This is a genomic window from Effusibacillus pohliae DSM 22757, assembly GCF_000376225.1.
In the GTDB taxonomy this organism is placed as follows: Bacteria; Bacillota; Bacilli; order Tumebacillales; family Effusibacillaceae; genus Effusibacillus; species Effusibacillus pohliae.
Window position 1 is genome coordinate 1 of sequence record NZ_AQXL01000089.1, and the last position, 16,895, is coordinate 16,895.

At 52.1% G+C, this 16,895-nt stretch carries 18 protein-coding genes and 1 pseudogene; 2 read left to right on the forward strand and 17 right to left on the reverse strand.

What is annotated here, in order from left to right:
• Positions 1-643 precede the first annotated feature (643 nt).
• From C230_RS0102895 to C230_RS0102985, 17 genes are all read right to left on the reverse strand, one after another.
• A complete protein-coding gene (locus C230_RS0102895) occupies positions 644-1,438 on the reverse strand; it encodes a cyclase family protein (protein WP_018130549.1) in 795 nt (264 codons plus the stop codon).
• Positions 1,439-1,594: 156 nt separating this feature from the next.
• Entirely contained in the window at positions 1,595-1,828 is a 234-nt protein-coding gene (locus C230_RS0102905; RefSeq protein WP_018130551.1) for a hypothetical protein, read from the reverse strand.
• Positions 1,829-2,026: 198 nt separating this feature from the next.
• Positions 2,027-3,595, reverse strand: coding sequence for a phytoene desaturase family protein (locus C230_RS0102910; RefSeq protein ID WP_018130552.1), 1,569 nt, complete (start codon positions 3,593-3,595; stop codon positions 2,027-2,029).
• A gap of 548 nt (positions 3,596-4,143) precedes the next feature.
• Positions 4,144-5,466, reverse strand: coding sequence for an MFS transporter (locus tag C230_RS0102920; protein WP_407635570.1), 1,323 nt, complete (start codon positions 5,464-5,466; stop codon positions 4,144-4,146).
• A gap of 492 nt (positions 5,467-5,958) precedes the next feature.
• Positions 5,959-6,744, reverse strand: a complete 786-nt coding sequence (locus C230_RS0102925; protein ID WP_018130555.1) for a 2-keto-4-pentenoate hydratase — start codon at positions 6,742-6,744, stop codon at positions 5,959-5,961.
• A 13-nt stretch (positions 6,745-6,757) separates the two neighbouring features.
• Positions 6,758-7,786, reverse strand: coding sequence for a 4-hydroxy-2-oxovalerate aldolase (gene dmpG / locus C230_RS0102930; protein WP_018130556.1), 1,029 nt, complete (start codon positions 7,784-7,786; stop codon positions 6,758-6,760).
• Between the two features lie 22 nt (positions 7,787-7,808).
• On the reverse strand, positions 7,809-8,696 hold the full coding sequence (locus C230_RS0102935; RefSeq protein WP_018130557.1) for an acetaldehyde dehydrogenase (acetylating): 888 nt from the start codon (positions 8,694-8,696) through the stop codon (positions 7,809-7,811).
• Entirely contained in the window at positions 8,689-9,474 is a 786-nt protein-coding gene (locus tag C230_RS0102940) for a 2-keto-4-pentenoate hydratase (protein ID WP_018130558.1), read from the reverse strand. Before C230_RS0102940 ends, C230_RS0102935 begins: the two co-directional genes overlap by 8 nt.
• Positions 9,475-9,500: 26 nt before the next feature.
• Positions 9,501-10,970 (reverse strand): aldehyde dehydrogenase, encoded by a 1,470-nt coding sequence (locus C230_RS0102945; protein ID WP_018130559.1) that lies wholly within the window; start codon positions 10,968-10,970, stop codon positions 9,501-9,503.
• 10 nt (positions 10,971-10,980) lie between these two features.
• Positions 10,981-11,442: a RidA family protein gene (locus tag C230_RS0102950; RefSeq protein WP_018130560.1), complete on the reverse strand. Its 462-nt coding sequence runs from the start codon at positions 11,440-11,442 to the stop codon at positions 10,981-10,983.
• Positions 11,443-11,444: 2 nt separating this feature from the next.
• Positions 11,445-12,449 carry an amidohydrolase family protein gene (locus C230_RS0102955; RefSeq protein ID WP_026174102.1) on the reverse strand — a complete coding sequence of 335 codons (1,005 nt, stop codon included), beginning with the start codon at positions 12,447-12,449 and terminating at the stop codon, positions 11,445-11,447.
• Positions 12,440-12,985, reverse strand: coding sequence for a 3-hydroxyanthranilate 3,4-dioxygenase (locus C230_RS0102960; RefSeq protein ID WP_018130562.1), 546 nt, complete (start codon positions 12,983-12,985; stop codon positions 12,440-12,442). Before C230_RS0102960 ends, C230_RS0102955 begins: the two co-directional genes overlap by 10 nt.
• Positions 12,982-13,191: a 2-hydroxymuconate tautomerase gene (locus C230_RS0102965; RefSeq protein WP_018130563.1), complete on the reverse strand. Its 210-nt coding sequence runs from the start codon at positions 13,189-13,191 to the stop codon at positions 12,982-12,984. Before C230_RS0102965 ends, C230_RS0102960 begins: the two co-directional genes overlap by 4 nt.
• The gene (locus C230_RS0102970; RefSeq protein WP_018130564.1) at positions 13,178-13,735 is read right to left on the reverse strand and encodes an NADPH-dependent FMN reductase; all 558 of its coding nucleotides are present in this window, start codon (positions 13,733-13,735) and stop codon (positions 13,178-13,180) included. Before C230_RS0102970 ends, C230_RS0102965 begins: the two co-directional genes overlap by 14 nt.
• Before the next feature lie 39 nt (positions 13,736-13,774).
• A complete protein-coding gene (locus C230_RS0102975) occupies positions 13,775-15,265 on the reverse strand; it encodes a 4-hydroxyphenylacetate 3-hydroxylase family protein (protein WP_018130565.1) in 1,491 nt (496 codons plus the stop codon).
• A gap of 20 nt (positions 15,266-15,285) precedes the next feature.
• On the reverse strand, positions 15,286-15,483 hold the full coding sequence (locus C230_RS0102980) for a hypothetical protein (RefSeq protein ID WP_018130566.1): 198 nt from the start codon (positions 15,481-15,483) through the stop codon (positions 15,286-15,288).
• Positions 15,484-15,525: 42 nt separating this feature from the next.
• On the reverse strand, positions 15,526-15,834 hold the full coding sequence (locus C230_RS0102985) for an MFS transporter (protein ID WP_245533955.1): 309 nt from the start codon (positions 15,832-15,834) through the stop codon (positions 15,526-15,528).
• Between the two features lie 417 nt (positions 15,835-16,251).
• Between C230_RS0102985 and C230_RS23545 the strand changes: the two genes are divergently transcribed.
• Together C230_RS23545 and C230_RS23280 are read left to right on the forward strand one after the other, a co-directional pair.
• Positions 16,252-16,590 (forward strand): methyl-accepting chemotaxis protein, encoded by a 339-nt coding sequence (locus C230_RS23545; protein ID WP_018130568.1) that lies wholly within the window; start codon positions 16,252-16,254, stop codon positions 16,588-16,590.
• Positions 16,591-16,739: 149 nt separating this feature from the next.
• Positions 16,740-16,895 (forward strand): annotated as a pseudogene (locus tag C230_RS23280) (IS110 family transposase); the annotation flags it as partial.

Below are 16,895 nucleotides of genomic sequence, written 5' to 3' on the forward strand. Positions count from 1 at the left end.
ATTGTCGTTACGATACGGATCATGATACGACAATCATCCGAAGAATCCTCCGACATTGAACATGACAAAAAACCGCTCACTCGCCGCCAAATAGCGTGAGCGGTAACATCATCGTTCAAAAGGGTAAAGGCGACCTGAGACAGCTTTTGTCAAGCCTCCGAAAAGATTGTTTCGTATACGCGGTCGTTTCTGCCGATTCCGACATGAAAGTCTCCCGAAATTCATCGACGTTCAAGTTGCGTCGATTTCCGAACCATCCGGAGCAGCATACAGACCAACGACACAACCCCGACTTTCCTTGTCCGCGTAAAATCTTTTTCGCTTTTTCTCGACTGATGTTTTTAAGGTCTTCCGCGTGGATCATGCGGATTGCACGTTCCAGGAACGCCCTTGACGGCTTTGGACTTCACCTTGGTTTGCAGGCTCATCCGACTAACCCAGACTCGAATCGGGTTCGTGTATCTTGGGCCGAGCGTTTGTCTCCAGTTTCTTCCAGATTCTACCTCACGGCACACACCCTTTCTCTTGGCTAACGGTAGGCGCTCGCCAGCCCCCGTTCGGAACTTGCACCCTATAAATGACGCCCATGCTGGGCGGACAAAGCAAAACTCTTCCCGCGAACGACAAGAGTTTTGCTTTCTGTTCATTTTTTGGGCACCAGGGCAATCGGGCGAACAGGACTGCCGCTGCCGTCCGTAATCTTCAAAGGCGTCGCAATCACGATCGCCCCCCGTGCCGGCAATTTGTCGACATTGGTCAGCTGGGCCAGCCCGTAGCGGTTAGCCTCGTGCATGTAGTAATGGGTCGGAAATGGCGGATCGAAGGTGGCTGCTATTCCGGCATCCGTCCCGACTGTCTCGACCCCGACCCCCAACACGTTGCGCTCATAAGCCAGGAATTTGGACGCCTCAACCGAGATACCCGGCGTATGGGGCATCCCGTCTTCCCCAATGTTGAAGAACTTCTCCGGATTTTGACCATACTTGCCCCAGCCGGTGTACAAAATGAACCAGGCTCGCTCGGGGATTCGTCCGTGCTCTGCCTCGAAGGCGAGAATATCCTCAACGGAAAGCAGGAAGTCCGGATTCTCAGCGCACTGTCTGGTCACGTCTACTACACAGGCCTCGCCGATCATGTGTTCCACCGGCATGGTATCCACGCCGTTTTTCCCTTTTCCCGAAATCCAGTGTCTAGGTGCGTCAAAGTGGGTACCGACGTGTTCACCTGCAGTAAAGTCGTTCCAGTACCAGGCAGGACCTGCTTCGTCGTAGTCCGACAAGCGATGGTACGTAAACCCGCCCGTATTGGCATATGGTTCAGGCAGTCTAATGACTGGCGTCTGTTCATTCAAAGGTTGCGCCAGGTCTATCACTTCCACTCCTCCGCTTACGATCTGCGCGAGCAAATCCGTAAGCAATTCTTTGGTCGTCGCACTCATCTCACTTCCTCCTTTTAACCATTTTTACAAACTCGTCCGGTGACATTGACTCCTGCTGCCGGTCGATCTCCAGTTGCCGATACCACGCAGCCTTGCGTGTTTGCCGAAACTCCTGGTGAATCACCTCGCCCGCCTGGTTTTTCACGTATAGCGTGGTTAGCCCAGGCGAACCGCATCTTCCGCGCGAAACAGCTTTTCAAACAGCCAGACAAATGGCATCCTCCATGCGTGCGCCGTCGCCTCAATCTCCACTTGATACTTTGGTGTCATACACCTGTGTCCGCTGGCGCCATTCTCGTCCAGCTTGACAAAAGCCTGCAGGGAAGCCCCGCGCCGCTCAAAACCGTAAGCGGGAATGGATTGGCCGTAAATTTTCCCGAACCGGCGCATGGCACAGAAGCTCGGATGCCATGACCGCTCCTTGTCCGGCCCCTTCCGAACCGTATTGGCTTCACCCCTCCTCCTCCTCTCGCAGATGTCTTTTCCAGCACCGATATTGTACTAACATTGTCACTATTTTGAATATTAATCGGTTTACGTTTTTCGCCAAAAAACTTGCGGCCAACGGCAAACCAAGGCGTTCATACGCTAGCGAAGCAGCTTTTTGGCCAGCATGTAGCCGGACGCGCCGTGAAGGGCAGAGCCGGGGAACGTCGCCGCTCCGATCATGTACAGATTTTGTATCGGCGTTTCGTACCGCGAGTAGCCGGGGAACGGGCGGAACATGAAGTTTTGATCCATCTGGTGGCTGCCGGCCACGATGCATCCTTCGCGCAGATTCGGATTCTCCCGCTCCAAGTCTTTCGGTGACATCACATGACGGGCCAACACCTTGTTTTCAATTCCCGGCGCATATTGGGCGATTTTTTTCATCAGTCGGTCGGCATACTGTTCCTTGATCTCATCCCAGTCAGTCCCTTTGATCTCACCGGCGAGGTCACCTTTGATCCGATAAGGCACACTGCGCACCTGGACCCACAGCGTGTGCTTGCCGGCCGGTGCACGCGTCGGATCCACCGCACTCTGCTGCCCGATGATGACGAGCGGACTGTCGGGCAAAAGGCCGACATCGCTTGCATAGGCAGTCCGGACGATATCTTCCGTATACGGTGCTAAGTGAAGGTAACAGGCGTTGGCCAGCTCTTTTCCGGCCGCCCAGTCCGGCTCCCCGTCAAGGGCAAGATCCATCTTAAACGTGGCGTCGCCGAACCGGTAGCGTTTCACTTTCTTGATAAACCCGGCGGGAAGATGCTCTTCCCCGATCAAGTTGAGGTACAACTGTTTCGGTTCCAGACAAGCGATGACGGCTTTTTTGGCCTCAACCGTCTTGTCCGCGGTCTCCACGCCAACCGACCGATTGCCTACAATGCGGATTTTTTGCACCGGCGAATCGGTAAAAATATGACCGCCATACGCTTCCACCAGCTTGCCCAAGGCTTCCACCAGCTTACCGCTCCCCCCTTCCGGAACCGGATTGCCCAGTACTTGCAGGGCGGCGATGGTGGAGTAGGCGAACATGGAGCCGAAGGCCGTGTTGGGACCGAAATCCGGATGGTACGCCCAGGCCGTGTACCAGGACCGCACTTTCTCGCTCTGAAAATAAGCCTCGGCCATGTGTTTGGGCGTTCGCGCCAGCATCTGCACAAACTCGAAAAAGCGCTCCTTTTTCAGCTTCCGGTAAATCTGATAGACCGCCTTGAAACTGGCAAACGAAGGGATCTCGTTGTAGAGAAACGCGCCGAATCCCTGCTGAGCCGCCCCAAACAACTCGAGCAGTTCTTCCCAAACCTGCGCGTCCTGCTTGGACTGCCTCGCGATGCTTTGCAGCGTCTTGGAGATGTCCGAGTAACAGGAAACGCTGTCTCCGTCGGGAAAGAGGCTGGCGAAAGAATGCGATGCGATTTTATACCGTAAACCGTGTTTTTCCAGTTCTTTTCCCAATTCCTGATAAATCGGGGAGCCGTAAAACAGGACATGCGAGGCTGCAAACGGATCGTGTTTGAAGCCCGGCAGGGTGAGTTCGCGCGTCTGGACCGCACCGCCAATCATGCTGTTGCGTTCTACCACGGCAACTTTCCAACCTGCGCGGGCCAGATAGGCTGCCGCAATCAGACCGTTGTGTCCTGAACCAATAATAACCGCATCGTAGGCACTCATTGGTATGTCCTCCCTTCAGAGAATCTGTGTTTTACCATTTCCTTGTAGTACGCTCCCGAAAATCGCAACAAGTATGTTATGTTTGACGGAAAATCTCACATTGAAGAGAGATATGTTCTCATCCGATTCCCCCTCCTCCTTTCCATTTGTCACCCGTAAACAGCCAACTCCAAGCGGTGCAAACTTTTTTGTAACGAGATTACCAAATTTTCTGGCGTGTGACATATTAACCAATTAACGTTTCTTTTGAGAAAAACGTCGGTCTTCCTCCCGCGGGGCCGCTCGAATGAAGCAACATGCACATAATTTACGCCGTTCCACTCGTCGCTCATGACGCACTTTGCAAGCGACTCAGCCCGGATGAGATCCGACAGGACAATGAATGGATCAGCATGGAGCAAGAAGAGAGTGATCATTCGGATGATCCGGACAAAGGAGATCAGGTCGCGGCGCTCATCAGCCCTCGGCATGACTTTCACCTGCAAGATGGCGCCCATGCTGCACACATTTTAAAACCCTAGAGTTTCCAAACTCTAGGGTTTTAAAATCTATATTTTTCTAGCCCTGTATTTAGGTATAAACAAAACGGCCATCGATGCGATGATGCCTGCAAGAGCAAAGACATAGAAGTTCCAGGAAAGATCCAATTTCCAAGTCATAAACAACCCGCCAAGCAAAGGGCCTATAATAGCCCCTATTCTACCGAACCCAAGTGCCCACCCCAAAGCTGTAGCCCGATTTTCCGCACTGAAATATTTGGAAATGTATGCGTTTAAAATCAGTGTGGTTCCAATCGTCCCAAAACCGGCGATGCCTACAAGGCTATAAACAACCACCATCGATGATTTTACGCTTAACAAAGCGATTGAAATTCCCGCCAGTAAATATGAAATACTGATGACTTTTTGCGATCCCCAGCGATCTGCTGCAGCACCAGCTACCATACCACCTATTGCTGCTGAAAGGTTAAGCACCAATAGGAATCCTATACTGGAGCCAAGCGGGTAACCTGCCTGTTTCATCATTTTCGGCAACCATGTACCCAAACCATAAATCATCAACAAGCCCATAAAAAAGGTGATCCAGAAGAATACAGTGGCGCGAATATTCTGTCTTGAAAAGAGTGCAGTTACCGCACTGAATTTATTTTTGGACTCAGCTCCTTGATTCGACTGGTATTCTGTTATGGACTCGATAGAAATGTTGAATCGATTAGCAATATTTTCTGCCTCAGTATATCTCTTTTTAGCAATGAGAAAACCAATAGATTCAGGCAAAAATTTGAGAATGAAAGGAACAAAGAGAATAGGTACAGCACCAATCCAAAACATCAACCGCCAACCATACTCTTGCAGGAAAAACATTGAAAGCAAAGCCGCAAGCACACCGCCAATCGAGTATCCCGAATACATGAAGGCATACATCATTGACCGGCGTTTAACAGGCGTATATTCAATGGTAAGGGCAGAAGCTGTCGGAATCAAACCGCCGCATCCAATCCCCGCAATAAAGCGATATAATCCGAACATCTCAGGAGAAGATGCCATCGCGGCCAAACTCATCATTACGGAAAATAGGGATACGCAGAATGCCAATGTCTTTTTGCGACCAATAAGGTCCGTAATAGTTCCCACGCACACTGCTCCTACAAGCATTCCAATGAGAGCATAACTTCCAATCGCACCTGCTTGTGCAGGAGACAAGGACCATTCTTTATATTCCATTAACGCTGGTAGTACGGCACCATAGATCCCCAGGTCATAACCCTCTCCGAATATCGTAAACCAACATATGCCTACAACGAGCAAAGTGATAGCAGGCATAGATTTATCTGCCTGTTTGGTCAATTCCGGCTGAGAGTGCATTTCAATTGATACATGATCCGTAACTGCAGATTGTAACTTTTGGCTCATACAATCAACCCCTAGGAAAATTGTTTCTTAACTTTGAATTTATAAGCTAACTTAAGATAAGAAAGTTACTATCAAAACTTAAACAAACAGGTGAATGTTGGATTATTTTTAAAATTCATACATTTATCGTGCCAAATTTTAGGCTAGACTATTGTAAAGTGTTTAACGTTAGAGAAACTTTTTTGTCGTACTACAGTGCATTCGAACATCAGCATGACACTGTGTCCCCAGAAGATTCGCGTTTAGTTTATAGACTCGTAGCGAACTGTTCAGAAGACCCTACTTACCTCTAATAATCGTGAACTTAACCTCATTTCGAATACGGCTGTTGCCGGAACTGTTCCGCCCCAAAATCGTCGGCTTGTTCCAAACGCTGCATCTTGAACTTTGGCAAGGTTTCGTTGGATTTGTTAACAGCTGGTGATTGTGATTTCGGATCACCGCCGGCGGTTACTCTTTGACCGTAAATTCGATGGAACCGAGTCCGTCCCATTTGGCGGAAACGACATCGCCGACGGTCAACGGCTGCGCTCCCGTAATGCCCCCGGTTAAGATCGGTTGGCCTGCATGAAGCTTCCGCCCTCGGCGGGAGAGCATGTTGGCCAACATTGCGACGGAATGGGCCGGATGTCCCAGAACGGCCGCCCCTGCGCCCAAATCTCTCAACTCTCCGTTGATGGAGAGGGTAACTCCGATAAGATCAAGTTCCAGCTCATCCGGTCTTCGCAGCCTCGATCCGATAAATACCCGGGAAGCGGAGGTGTTGTCTGCGATCACGTCGGGAAGGGAAAACTGAAAGTTCCGGTAGCGGCTGTCGATAATCTCCAGGGCGGGAACAACGTATTCCGTGGCAGCCAAAACTTGAGCGCCCGTAACTCCCGGGCCTTCGACATCCTTGCCGAGGATGAACGCGATTTCCGCTTCCACTTTCGGATGAATCAATTCACGGAAAGAAAGGGACCCGCTGTCAACAGCCATGTAATCAAAGATGTATCCGTAGATCGGCTCGTGTATGTTCATTTGCTTCATTTTGGCCCGGCTGGTAAAGCCCATTTTCAGCCCGATCACCTTATGGCCTTGCTCGCGCTTGATGGCAACCAGCTCATCCTGGATCCGGTAAGCATCCTCTACCGATAAGTCGGGGTATTCAGCCGTAAGTTTCACCGCTTCCTGCCGGTTGAGTTCCGCATCGACCAACAACTGCGCCAATGATCTGTAAGAACGTTCCGCAAGCAAGCTGTTTCCCCCCTTATCGCATTTCCGCAGCAACGTTTCTCTTGGCGATTTCCGCAGCCACATCAATAATCATATCTTCTTGACCCCCTACCGCCTTTCGCTTCCCAAGCTCAATCAGGATATCGCGGGGATCAATCCCGAACTTTTTCGCGGCACGCTCGGCATGCAGCCGGAAGCTGGAATATACGCCTGCATATCCGAGGACAAGGCTGTCCCGGGTGATCTCCTGCGGAACCTGAAGAATGGGCGCAACGATCTCTTCCGCCAAATCCATTATTTTGTAGAGATCAATGCCGGTTTCGATGCCCATCCGTTCCAGCACGGCGACCAACACTTCCGTTTGCGTGTTGCCCGCGCCGGCGCCCAAACAGCGAACACTGCCGTCGATTCGCGTTGCCCCTTCCTGTATTGCGGCCAGCGTGTTGGCCATCGCAAGGGACAAATTATTGTGTGCGTGGAACCCGATCTCAACGCCGATACTTTGCTTTATTGCCCTGATTCGTTCGGCCACTTCATGGGGAAGCAATGCGCCGGCCGAATCGACGACATACACCGCATCGGCTCCGTAGCTCTCCATTAGTTTTGCTTGCTCGACCAGCTTTTCCGAAGGTGCCATATGAGACATCATCAAAAATCCGACGGTGAAGAGGCCAAGTTCTTTGGAACGAGCAATGTGCTGGGCGGAAATATCGGCTTCGGTAACGTGCGTCGCAATCCGCGCCATACCGACACCCAGTTTCGCAGCGGCAATCAAATCTTTGATGGTACCGATTCCGGGCAACAGGAGCACACCTACCGTCGCCTGTTCGCAGACTGCGACTGCCGCTTCAATCAGTTCCATTTCATTCGTGCGGGACAGCCCATACTGCAAAGAAGAACCGGAAAGACCGTCTCCATGGGAAACTTCGATGAAGGGAACATTCGCCTCGTCCAAAGCGCGAACCACGCTGACCACCTGTTCAACGGTAAATTGATGGTTGATCGCATGGCTGCCGTCGCGAAGCGCCACTTCCGTGATGAGAATATCCCGTTTCGCACTCATCTGTTTCGTCTCCTTTCCTGTTTCAGACGGATGCTACGCTCACGTGGTGTGTGGCAAATTCCTCCGCCACTTTGACCGCTGTCGCTGTCATGATGTCCAAATTGCCGGAGTATTTGGGCAGGTAATCACCGGCCCCTTCCACTTCCAGAAAGACGGTGACTTTGTTGCCGTCGAAAATAGGCTCTGTCCGGAGACGATACCCCGGTACGTACGATTGAATATAGCCTACGGCTTGCTCAACGGATGCAGTGATGGCTGGTTCATCCAATGCTTCTTCGTCAACCAGAGCATACACCGTATTCCTCATCAAAATCGGAGGCTCTGCAGGGTTCAGGATGATGATCGCCTTGCCTTTCTTCGCTCCGCCAATGGCTTCAATGCCGTGAGCGGTGGTTTCCGTAAATTCGTCGATGTTGGCGCGGGTGCCCGGACCGGCGCTTTTGCTGGAAATGGTGGCGACAATCTCAGCGTAGCTGACTGGACTCACTCGGTGAATCGCATGAACGATGGGAATCGTCGCCTGGCCTCCGCACGTAATCAAATTGATGTTTTTTTCATGCAGGTGAGAACCGAGATTGACAGCCGGAACCACATATGGGCCAGCTGCTGCCGGAGTCAGGTCGATGGCAATCTTGCCCGCTTCCCGGAGGGCCTTGGCGTGACGAATATGCGCTTTCGCAGACGTGGCGTCAAAAACGATTTTGGCAAGTTCCGGGCTGTTTTCCAAAAACTGCTGCAGTCCGCCGTCGAACACTTCATAACCGTACTGCTTCGCCAGGCGCAGTCCCTCCGAGTCGGGATCAATTCCGATCATCGCGGTTAGCTCCAACCGGCTTGACCTGCCCAGCTTCATCATCAAATCGGTACCGATGTTCCCGGAGCCGAGAATGGCAACCTTTACTTTAGACATGAAAACTCACTCCTACTTCCCCGAGATGGGCGATTCTCGCGCTGAAATAGTCTCCGGGGGCCGCATTGACCGCCGCGGACAGAGCGCCGGACAGAATCACTTCCCCGGCTTTTAGCGTATTCCCAAACTCAATCAGTTTGTTGGCGAGCCATGCCACGCAGTTTGCGGGGTTGCCCAACGCCGCTGCACCCACACCGGTATTGACCAACTCGCCGTTTTTATAAAAGGCCATACCAGCCAATGCGAGATCGATTTGATCCGGCTTAACGGGACGTCCACCCAACACAAACAAACCGGAGGATGCATTGTCCGCGATCGTATCTTGCAGCCTGATCTTCCAATCCGCGATCCGGCTGTCCACAATCTCCAGAGCAGGGAGGAGATAATCGGTCGCCTGCAGCACGTCAAACGCGGTAACGCGGGGCCCCTGCAGATCGCGTTTTAACACGAAGGCAATCTCCCCTTCCACCTTGGGCTGAATCACTCGCTGAAACGGAATTTCCCCTCCGTTTTCAACGGCCATGCCCGCAAGCAAATGACCGTAATCAGGCTGGTCGACCCCGAGCAATGTTTGCATGGCTAACGAGGTTAACCCGATTTTCTTTCCGACAACGAAGTCGCCAGCCTTCACTTTTCGCTCAATCGTGTTCAACTGCACACAGTACGCTTCTTCTGTCGTAAGATGCGGGTCAAGAGCCGTTAACGGCTCTACCCCGCGTCCGCTTCGTTCCGCCTCCGCCAAAAGGTCGGCAAATCTCGTGATTTTTGCCAAATCCAACGACGCAACCTCCCTGCGTTATGTTTTCATAGTTTCATGGTAACGGTCTTTGCTTCCGTATAGAATTCGAAGCTGTGTCGCCCGCCTTCACGTCCGATGCCGCTCGCTTTTGCCCCGCCGAACGGCGTGCGCAGGTCGCGTACATACCAGCAATTGATCCACAACAGGCCCGACTGCACCTGGGCAGCCACGCGGTGGGCGCGTCTCAAGTCGTTCGTCCAGACGACACCGGCCAATCCGTAGATCGAGTCATTGGCAATGCGAATCGCTTCTTCTTCCGTTTTGAACGGAATGACGACGACAACCGGGCCGAAAATTTCCTCCTGGGCCACCCGCATTTTATTCTCTACGTCGTAAAACACTGTCGGCTCGTAGAAATTTCCGTCACCCAGACTGGTGATTCGTTTTCCGCCATAAGCAAGCCTGGCGCCTTCTTCCAGGCCGATTTGCACGTAGTCATCGACCGTTTTCAGGTGGCTGCGCGAGACGAGAGCCCCCATTTCCGTTTCCGGATCCAGCGGATCGCCCACCTTGATCTGCCGCACCGCCTTCACAAATTGGTCGAGGAACCGATCGTAAATGCTCTCCTGCACCAGCAGTCGTGACCCGGCCAGGCAGATTTCTCCCTGGTTGCGGTAAATCGCTTCGATGGACCCCTTCACCGCTTCATCGAGATCGGCGTCTTCAAACACGATGTTTGCCGACTTTCCGCCCAGTTCGAGAGAGACCGGGATCAGCTGGGAAGCGGCATTTTTCATTACCATCTTGCCTGTCGTCGTCTCGCCTACAAAGGAAATCCTGCGCACGTAAGGATGCGTGGTCATCGCCGTACCGACCGTTCCTCCCGGGCCGGTCACGATGTTCAAAACTCCCGGGGGCAAGCCCGCCTCATTGGCGATTTCCCCCAGCATCACGGCGCTTAAGGGGGTATAGGAGGCCGGCTTCACCACCACGGTATTGCCGGCTGCCAAGGCAGCAGAAGCTTTCCAGGTCATCTGCATAAACGGCAGATTCCACGGAATAATCAGGCTGGTCACTCCTGCGGGCGCGTATTTCGTGTACGACATGAAATTGCGCATCTCGTAATTTTCATGAATCAGGTATTTGGCCATCTCGGCAAAAAAGCGCAAGTTCCAGGCGGCTCTGGGAATATCAAAGCCGCGGCTCTCCTTGATCGGCTTGCCTACATCGAGCGTTTCGACCAAGGCCAATTCATCCACCCGTTCCATCACAAGATCGGACATTTTGCAAAGAATCTTCGCCCGTTCTTCGACAGGCATACTGCTCCAGACTCCGCTTTCGAAGGTGCGCTGTGCCACTTCGATCGCTTCGCGCACATCTTCCTCTCCGGCATTGGCCACCGAGGCCAGCTTGCAATTGGTCGCAGGGTTGATAGTATCGAACGTTTCGCCGGAGTTGGCGTCTGTGTATTCGCCGTTGATAAACAGCCTGGCGTCTTTTATCTTTCTTTCTCTTGCTTGTGCTGTCTGGTTCATCTGAATCCCCCTACTCCTCAATTTCCACGATCATTTCAACTTCGACCGCGTTGTTGTGCGGAAGCTGCGCCATTCCTACCGCAGAACGCGCGTGTTTTCCTTTCTCTCCGAAAATCTGCACCAACAAATCGGAGGCGCCGTTCATCACCTTCGGTTGATCCGTAAAATCAGGAGCACTGTTGACAAAGCCCAGGAGTTTCACAATCCGTTTCACTTTGCTCAATTCTCCAATCTCCTGTTTAACGACCGTCAGGAGATTCAGCATGCACTGTCTTGCCGCCTGATAGCCTACTTCTACCGTAACGTCTTCGCCAAGTTTGCCGCGGTACTCATTCGTTCCCTGACCGGCCAAAAACAAGAGATTGCCGCTGCGAACGCCGCTCACGTAATTTCCCGCCGCCTGCCGCGGCGCAGGCAACGTCAGGCCCAGTTCCTCCAATCGTTGTTCGGGTGTCGCCGCATGCATCGTCATCGTTACCTCACCTTCACCTGGCTCATATTCAGGAAGTGAAGCGCATTTTCCCCCAGCATCGCCCGCTTTTGTTCTTCCGTAATCGTCAACGTCTTGTCAATGACCTCGCCCGGGGGAATTTCCCGCAGGAGGAACGGGTAATCAGACCCCATCAGGATCCGCTCATGGCCAAAGCGGTCAATCATGTACTGGATGTTTGCTGGGTCATAGACCAACGAATCAAAATAGAAATTCTTCGCGTAATAGCTGGGCGGCTGTTCAAGAAGCCGGAGATGAGGCCATACCCTCCAGCCCTGATCCAGCCGGGGAAGAATGTAGGGGAATGACCCCCCACCGTGCGCAAAACAAATCCGCAGGCGGGGGAATTTCTCGATCACACCGCCAAGGATCAAGCTTGCCGCAGCGAGGGCCGTTTCGCTCGGCATCCCCACGGTATACATGAGATTGTGGCGAGACATCCGCTCTCTGCCCAGTGTCTCCCACGGGTGAACAAACAGCGGCACGTCCCACTTCTCGCACATCTGGAAAAATTCCAACAAAGTAGGGTCATCCAGATTGTTTCCGTTCACATTGGTACCGATTTCAACCCCTTTCAGGCCCAGTTCGTGAATGCAGCGATCCATTTCGCGGATGGCGATTTCCGAGTTCTGCAGGGGAACCGTTCCAAGGCCGATAAACCGGTCGGGATGTTGTTTCACGGTTTCCGCGATGAAATCGTTTTGGATGCGGGCCATCACTTCCGCTTCTTCAGCGGGCGCCCAATAGGAAAACGTGACGGGAATCGGAGACAGCACCTGGATGTCCACCTTTTCCCGCTCCATATCCTGTAGCCGCTTCGCAGCATCCCACACCTGGTCGGTTACTTCGCGGAACACCTTTCCCCCGACCATGATATTGGCGCCGCATGCGCATGTGCGGTGAAGAACAGGCCAACGCTCCCCCTTGAATTTTTCGGCGAAATTCGGCAGGTCTTCCGGGATGATATGGGTGTGAAAATCTACTCGCATTTCCATTCGCTCGCTTCCGGGGGCATGACGTAACCGCAATTTTTGCAAGTCCGCAGATCCAGGCTGCCGTTAAATCCTTCGATCGCTTGCTTTACCTGCGTTTCGATATTGGTTAACTGAACGGTAACGCGGTGCATTTCATGGTCGCATTGATCGCAGAACCAGACAAAGTCCTCCAGCTCTCCCTGAGCCCTGTTGCGCTCAATGACAATGCCGATGGAATCGGCTACCCTGTGCGGCGAATGCGGAACATTGGGCGGGAGCAGGAACATTTCTCCTTCCCTCACGGTGATCACTTCGCGCTTGCCTTCCTGATTGATGATCTCGACGTAACAATCCCCCTTCAGTTGATAGAAAATTTCTTCCGAGGGATCGACGTGAAAGTCGCGCCGTTTGTTCGGTCCGCCCAGAAGCATTACGATCAGCTCCGTGTCTTTCCAAATAACCTTATTGTTCACCGGAGGTTTCAGCTGGTCCTTGTTTTCCTCGATAAATTTCCACAAATTGATCGGTGCAAAAATGCTCGTCGTGCTCATGTCAATCGCTCCTTTTCCGCTTGGATTTCTTTTGCCGTCTTTCCGCCAATTGCCCAATGGTTCGACGGAATCTCGTAAAGGATGATCCTGATTCGTTCGGGTGCGACCTGCAGGGTTTCGGAGACCGCTTGCGTGACGTTTTCAATCAAACGCTCCTTCACCTCCTGATCTCGTCCCTCCAGCAGTTTGATCTCAAGAATAGGCATGGATGTCACCGGCTTTTAACGCTTTTTGCATATGGACCACTTCTTCGGCCAGATTCGCAATCCGCTGCAATACCTCTTCGTCCACCAATTCATTTTGCCGGTTGAAATGGTCGGAATGCGCGTACACATAGCCGGGTGCGACATACGACCGGAAGTATCCGGCGATTGGTTTCAGCTGATTTTCGATAACCAGATAATGCTGATACGTGCCCCCCGTAGCGACAAAACCCATCACTTTATGGCGAAGCGCCTGCGGATGCACAAGGTCGAACAGGTTCTTCAGCACGCCGGTGATGGATCCCTGAAAGATCGGCGTACCGATGATGTAGAAATCAGCCGAAGAGACGCTGTCGATCACCGTTTTCGTGTCACCGGTGTATGTGGACGGATCGCGCCCGTCACAGAACTGGACATCGTAGTCCTTCATATCCAGCAGTTCCACTTCCAACTCCGGAAGAAGTTTCTTCGCTTCAACCAGAACCTTTTCCACAAGTATGCGCGTTTTTGCTCCCACGATCGTTCCTGATATGCCTAACAACTTCATCCCGTTTTCCTCCCTTGCCTGATAACGGTAGTCCGCTCATCACGCCTTCGCGACCGGTTCCGCGACCGGCTCATTGAGATCAAGCACGCTCAGCGCGTCATCGACCATGTCAAACGAGCGCTCCCGTTTGTAATTGTTGTAAAAGATCGCCCGCTTGCGGATCGGATCGCCGGTATAGTACCGTTCGTATTGCAGGAGACGCTGGCCGAATGCTTCTCCGCACAAATCCCAAGCCAACTTGAACAAACGGACGCGTTCCTTCCCGGACACACCCGCTCGGCCTGCGTAATACTTCTCCATATCCTCCGCCAATTCCGGATTGGCAAAATCGGCCCCTGTCGGAGACATCAGCAGTCCCCCGGCCCCGATGATTTGAAGCACTTCCACGGCGCGCGGGTACATCTTTGGCAGCAGTCCGCGAATTGTTTCAAGCGGCACCCATCCCGGCATGATTTCACCTGATGGCAAAACGTCGCACTCCTGTTCGGCAATCCGCAGCAGCGCCCTGATCGATTCCACTGACTGGATTAGTTCGCCCAGGTCGTTCTGGACATTCAGATAGACATCTACCCCGATGGAGTCGGCCAGACGGATCGCTACTTCCGTGGCAAATTGCAGTTTGATCAGTCCGCGAACACCGGTCTGATGAGCCGGCTGCTGCGCGATTCCGGTTTTCGGATACAGCAGGTTGGCCGCTTCGACGTTGTTGTACAGAAATACCCGGTCCCACGGTACCAATACGTCGTGAAATACCAGTACCGCATCCATTTCTTCAAAACGGGACGCCAGCGGATGATCAAACAGCGAGCGGGTCCCGTCCTGCATCGGTTCGCGGCAGAGAATCCGCAATCCCGGCGTGTCAATAGGAATGGCAAAAGCAAGCGCATAGCGTTCATCGCCAGGTTTGAATCCCGGGAACGAATAGATGATCACTTCATCCGTGATCGGTGCCAGAGTAGCAAGCATTTTCGCACCTCTGACAATCAGTCCTTGCGGCGTCTCCTTGACTGCCCCCAGATGTGTAAAGAGATCCTGCTGTTCGTGCGATGACTTGCTGCGGTCGTTTTGCGGATTGATAATGGCGTGGGTCAAAAACAAATCGTTGTCGCGAATGTACCTATAGTACGCGCGGATATTTTCCGCCCACTGCGGATTGTATTTTTCCAAAAAGGAAGCGTTGCTGAACAGCGACGTAAGTACAACATTGAGAAAATCCGGGGTTCTGCCCATCAAGCCGAACGTGGCTTTGGCATACGCTTCATACACCGCCCGGCGTGCCTGCAAATCCTCGTGGTTTTTCGGGACCAGAAACGCATTGTTCACCCGTTCCCCGGTTTCTGCACAGATGTGCGTAATCTTGTCCTGGTACTCCGGATCGTGCTGGATGTCGTACAGCTTTGCGATTTCACGTATCGGCTGCTGAAACACAACCTCGTCGCATACATTGGTCACTTTCCGTCCGGACAGCCAAATCTCTGGCTGACGGGATTTCAAACCGTTGATGTATTGGGCACCTGTGCGGATTCCCATCGCAACTCCTCCCTGATTTTCTAGGTTAAAATGATTACCTGTCTTGTGATTGCATTATAATATTGAACAGTTTGGAAAATTGTAGTGCGGTTAACGTTTTCGACCGATTTTTGAAGTGCGGTCAGAACAGAAAAAAGGCTGCCAAGCGTATCGACAGCCTCACGTTGACGAGCAAATGGTTTCTTTTTTTGAAAGGTGTGTTTCCGGCTCCGTTCCACTCTACGCCCTCCAAAGATCTCTCGAAAGCTGGCAAGCAAATGTTAGATCTTCCCGTCACGATGCTTCGGGATAAACAACACCATAACCGAAGCGATGATTCCCGCGATGGCAAAGGGATCGAAGTTCCAGGCGAGCCCGACATTCCAGGACATGAACAATCCGATCAGCAACGGGCCGGAAATCGCTCCGATCCGGCCAAACCCAAGCGGCCACCCCAGAGCGGTTGCCCGATTATCGGCCGAGAAGTACTTGGGAATGTAGGCGTTCAGAATCAACGTGGTACCGATCGTCCCGAAGCCGGCAAGGCCGAGTAGGGCATACACCACGAGCATCGACGATTTTATGCTCAAGAGAGTGATCGAGACCCCGGCGAGGGAGCAGAAATGCTGATGATTGATTCCTTCCATCACGTTGATGTAAATCAGTTAACATTTTTTCGGACTTTTTTCGGGGAGAGAATGTTTACTATGTACATAACCTCTTCGCCCATTTATAATTTATATTGGATTGATCGATTCTAAAAATTCCGATTTATACAACTTGGGAGTTTGAATGGTTTGAATCTGCTGGAAAGTGTCGTACAAGTATCCTTCCATGATGCACAGGATGGTTTTGTGATTTGAAGATGATTTTAGGATCACGGACAGGGAGAAATTTTGAACCTGCCTGTCAGGAAAGAGCTTGTAATTCGGATGATCTCCACCCAGTGAGAAACCCCATCAGGTCATGACCGGAATGCTGCAGAAAGTAGAAACAACTTTTCCGTTTTGAAATCGATCTCGGAAATCGCCAAGCAGTCGGGAATTATCGGTTTGAACGCATCGATTGAAGCTGCCTGTGCAGGGGAGCAAGGCAGAGGTTTTGCGATCGTTGCGGGAGAACTGCGCCGTTTGGCTTCGACGTCAGGCGATTTGGCGAAGGCAATCTCAAAGAACCTTGCTTCGCTGTTAGGCGGAGATCTCCTCTCTTTCGCAAACGGTCTTGAATCAAAAAATCTCTCGCAGGCACAGACAGAAGGGAATATGGAACTGACTTCCCCCATTCAAGACGTCACCAAGGAGGCTTTCCTGCTGCAGCAGATGTCGCAGATTCAAACAGGCAGCTAACCACTGCCGTCGATCATCTGCAACCATTATTGAAAGGAGCTATTCCTGTGATGAATTAAAATGCGGTTTGCAAAACAAAAAGCGCCTCCTGTATGCTGGGTCTCGGAATGGTTGACATTCACTGCCCTAATTAGAGGAGGACGCTCACTATGAAGTTTAACCAATCGAACAAACAAAATCAACGGATTTCGAGAATTTCTGAAACGACTCTGGTCATTGGAACCGACATCGCGAAACACAATCACGTCGCTCGTGCCTTTAATTACCGAGGCATCGAGCTCGGCAAGCGTTGCCTGTTCCAGAAC

What these genes read in the sequence shown, in the direction of transcription:
- dmpG (WP_018130556.1), bottom strand. Translation starts at nt 7,786, where the DNA reads ATGAGTGCGAAACGGGATATTCTCATCACGGAAGTGGCGCTTCGCGAC.
- C230_RS0102970 (WP_018130564.1), bottom strand. Translation starts at nt 13,735, where the DNA reads ATGAAGTTGTTAGGCATATCAGGAACGATCGTGGGAGCAAAAACGCGC.
- C230_RS0102945 (WP_018130559.1), bottom strand. Translation starts at nt 10,970, where the DNA reads ATGAACCAGACAGCACAAGCAAGAGAAAGAAAGATAAAAGACGCCAGG.
- C230_RS0102895 (WP_018130549.1), bottom strand. Translation starts at nt 1,438, where the DNA reads ATGAGTGCGACGACCAAAGAATTGCTTACGGATTTGCTCGCGCAGATC.
- C230_RS0102965 (WP_018130563.1), bottom strand. Translation starts at nt 13,191, where the DNA reads ATGCCTATTCTTGAGATCAAACTGCTGGAGGGACGAGATCAGGAGGTG.
- C230_RS0102910 (WP_018130552.1), bottom strand. Translation starts at nt 3,595, where the DNA reads ATGAGTGCCTACGATGCGGTTATTATTGGTTCAGGACACAACGGTCTG.
- C230_RS0102905 (WP_018130551.1), bottom strand. Translation starts at nt 1,828, where the DNA reads ATGCGCCGGTTCGGGAAAATTTACGGCCAATCCATTCCCGCTTACGGT.
- C230_RS0102950 (WP_018130560.1), bottom strand. Translation starts at nt 11,442, where the DNA reads ATGACGATGCATGCGGCGACACCCGAACAACGATTGGAGGAACTGGGC.
- C230_RS0102935 (WP_018130557.1), bottom strand. Translation starts at nt 8,696, where the DNA reads ATGTCTAAAGTAAAGGTTGCCATTCTCGGCTCCGGGAACATCGGTACC.
- C230_RS0102960 (WP_018130562.1), bottom strand. Translation starts at nt 12,985, where the DNA reads ATGAGCACGACGAGCATTTTTGCACCGATCAATTTGTGGAAATTTATC.
- C230_RS0102975 (WP_018130565.1), bottom strand. Translation starts at nt 15,265, where the DNA reads ATGGGAATCCGCACAGGTGCCCAATACATCAACGGTTTGAAATCCCGT.
- C230_RS0102955 (WP_026174102.1), bottom strand. Translation starts at nt 12,449, where the DNA reads ATGCGAGTAGATTTTCACACCCATATCATCCCGGAAGACCTGCCGAAT.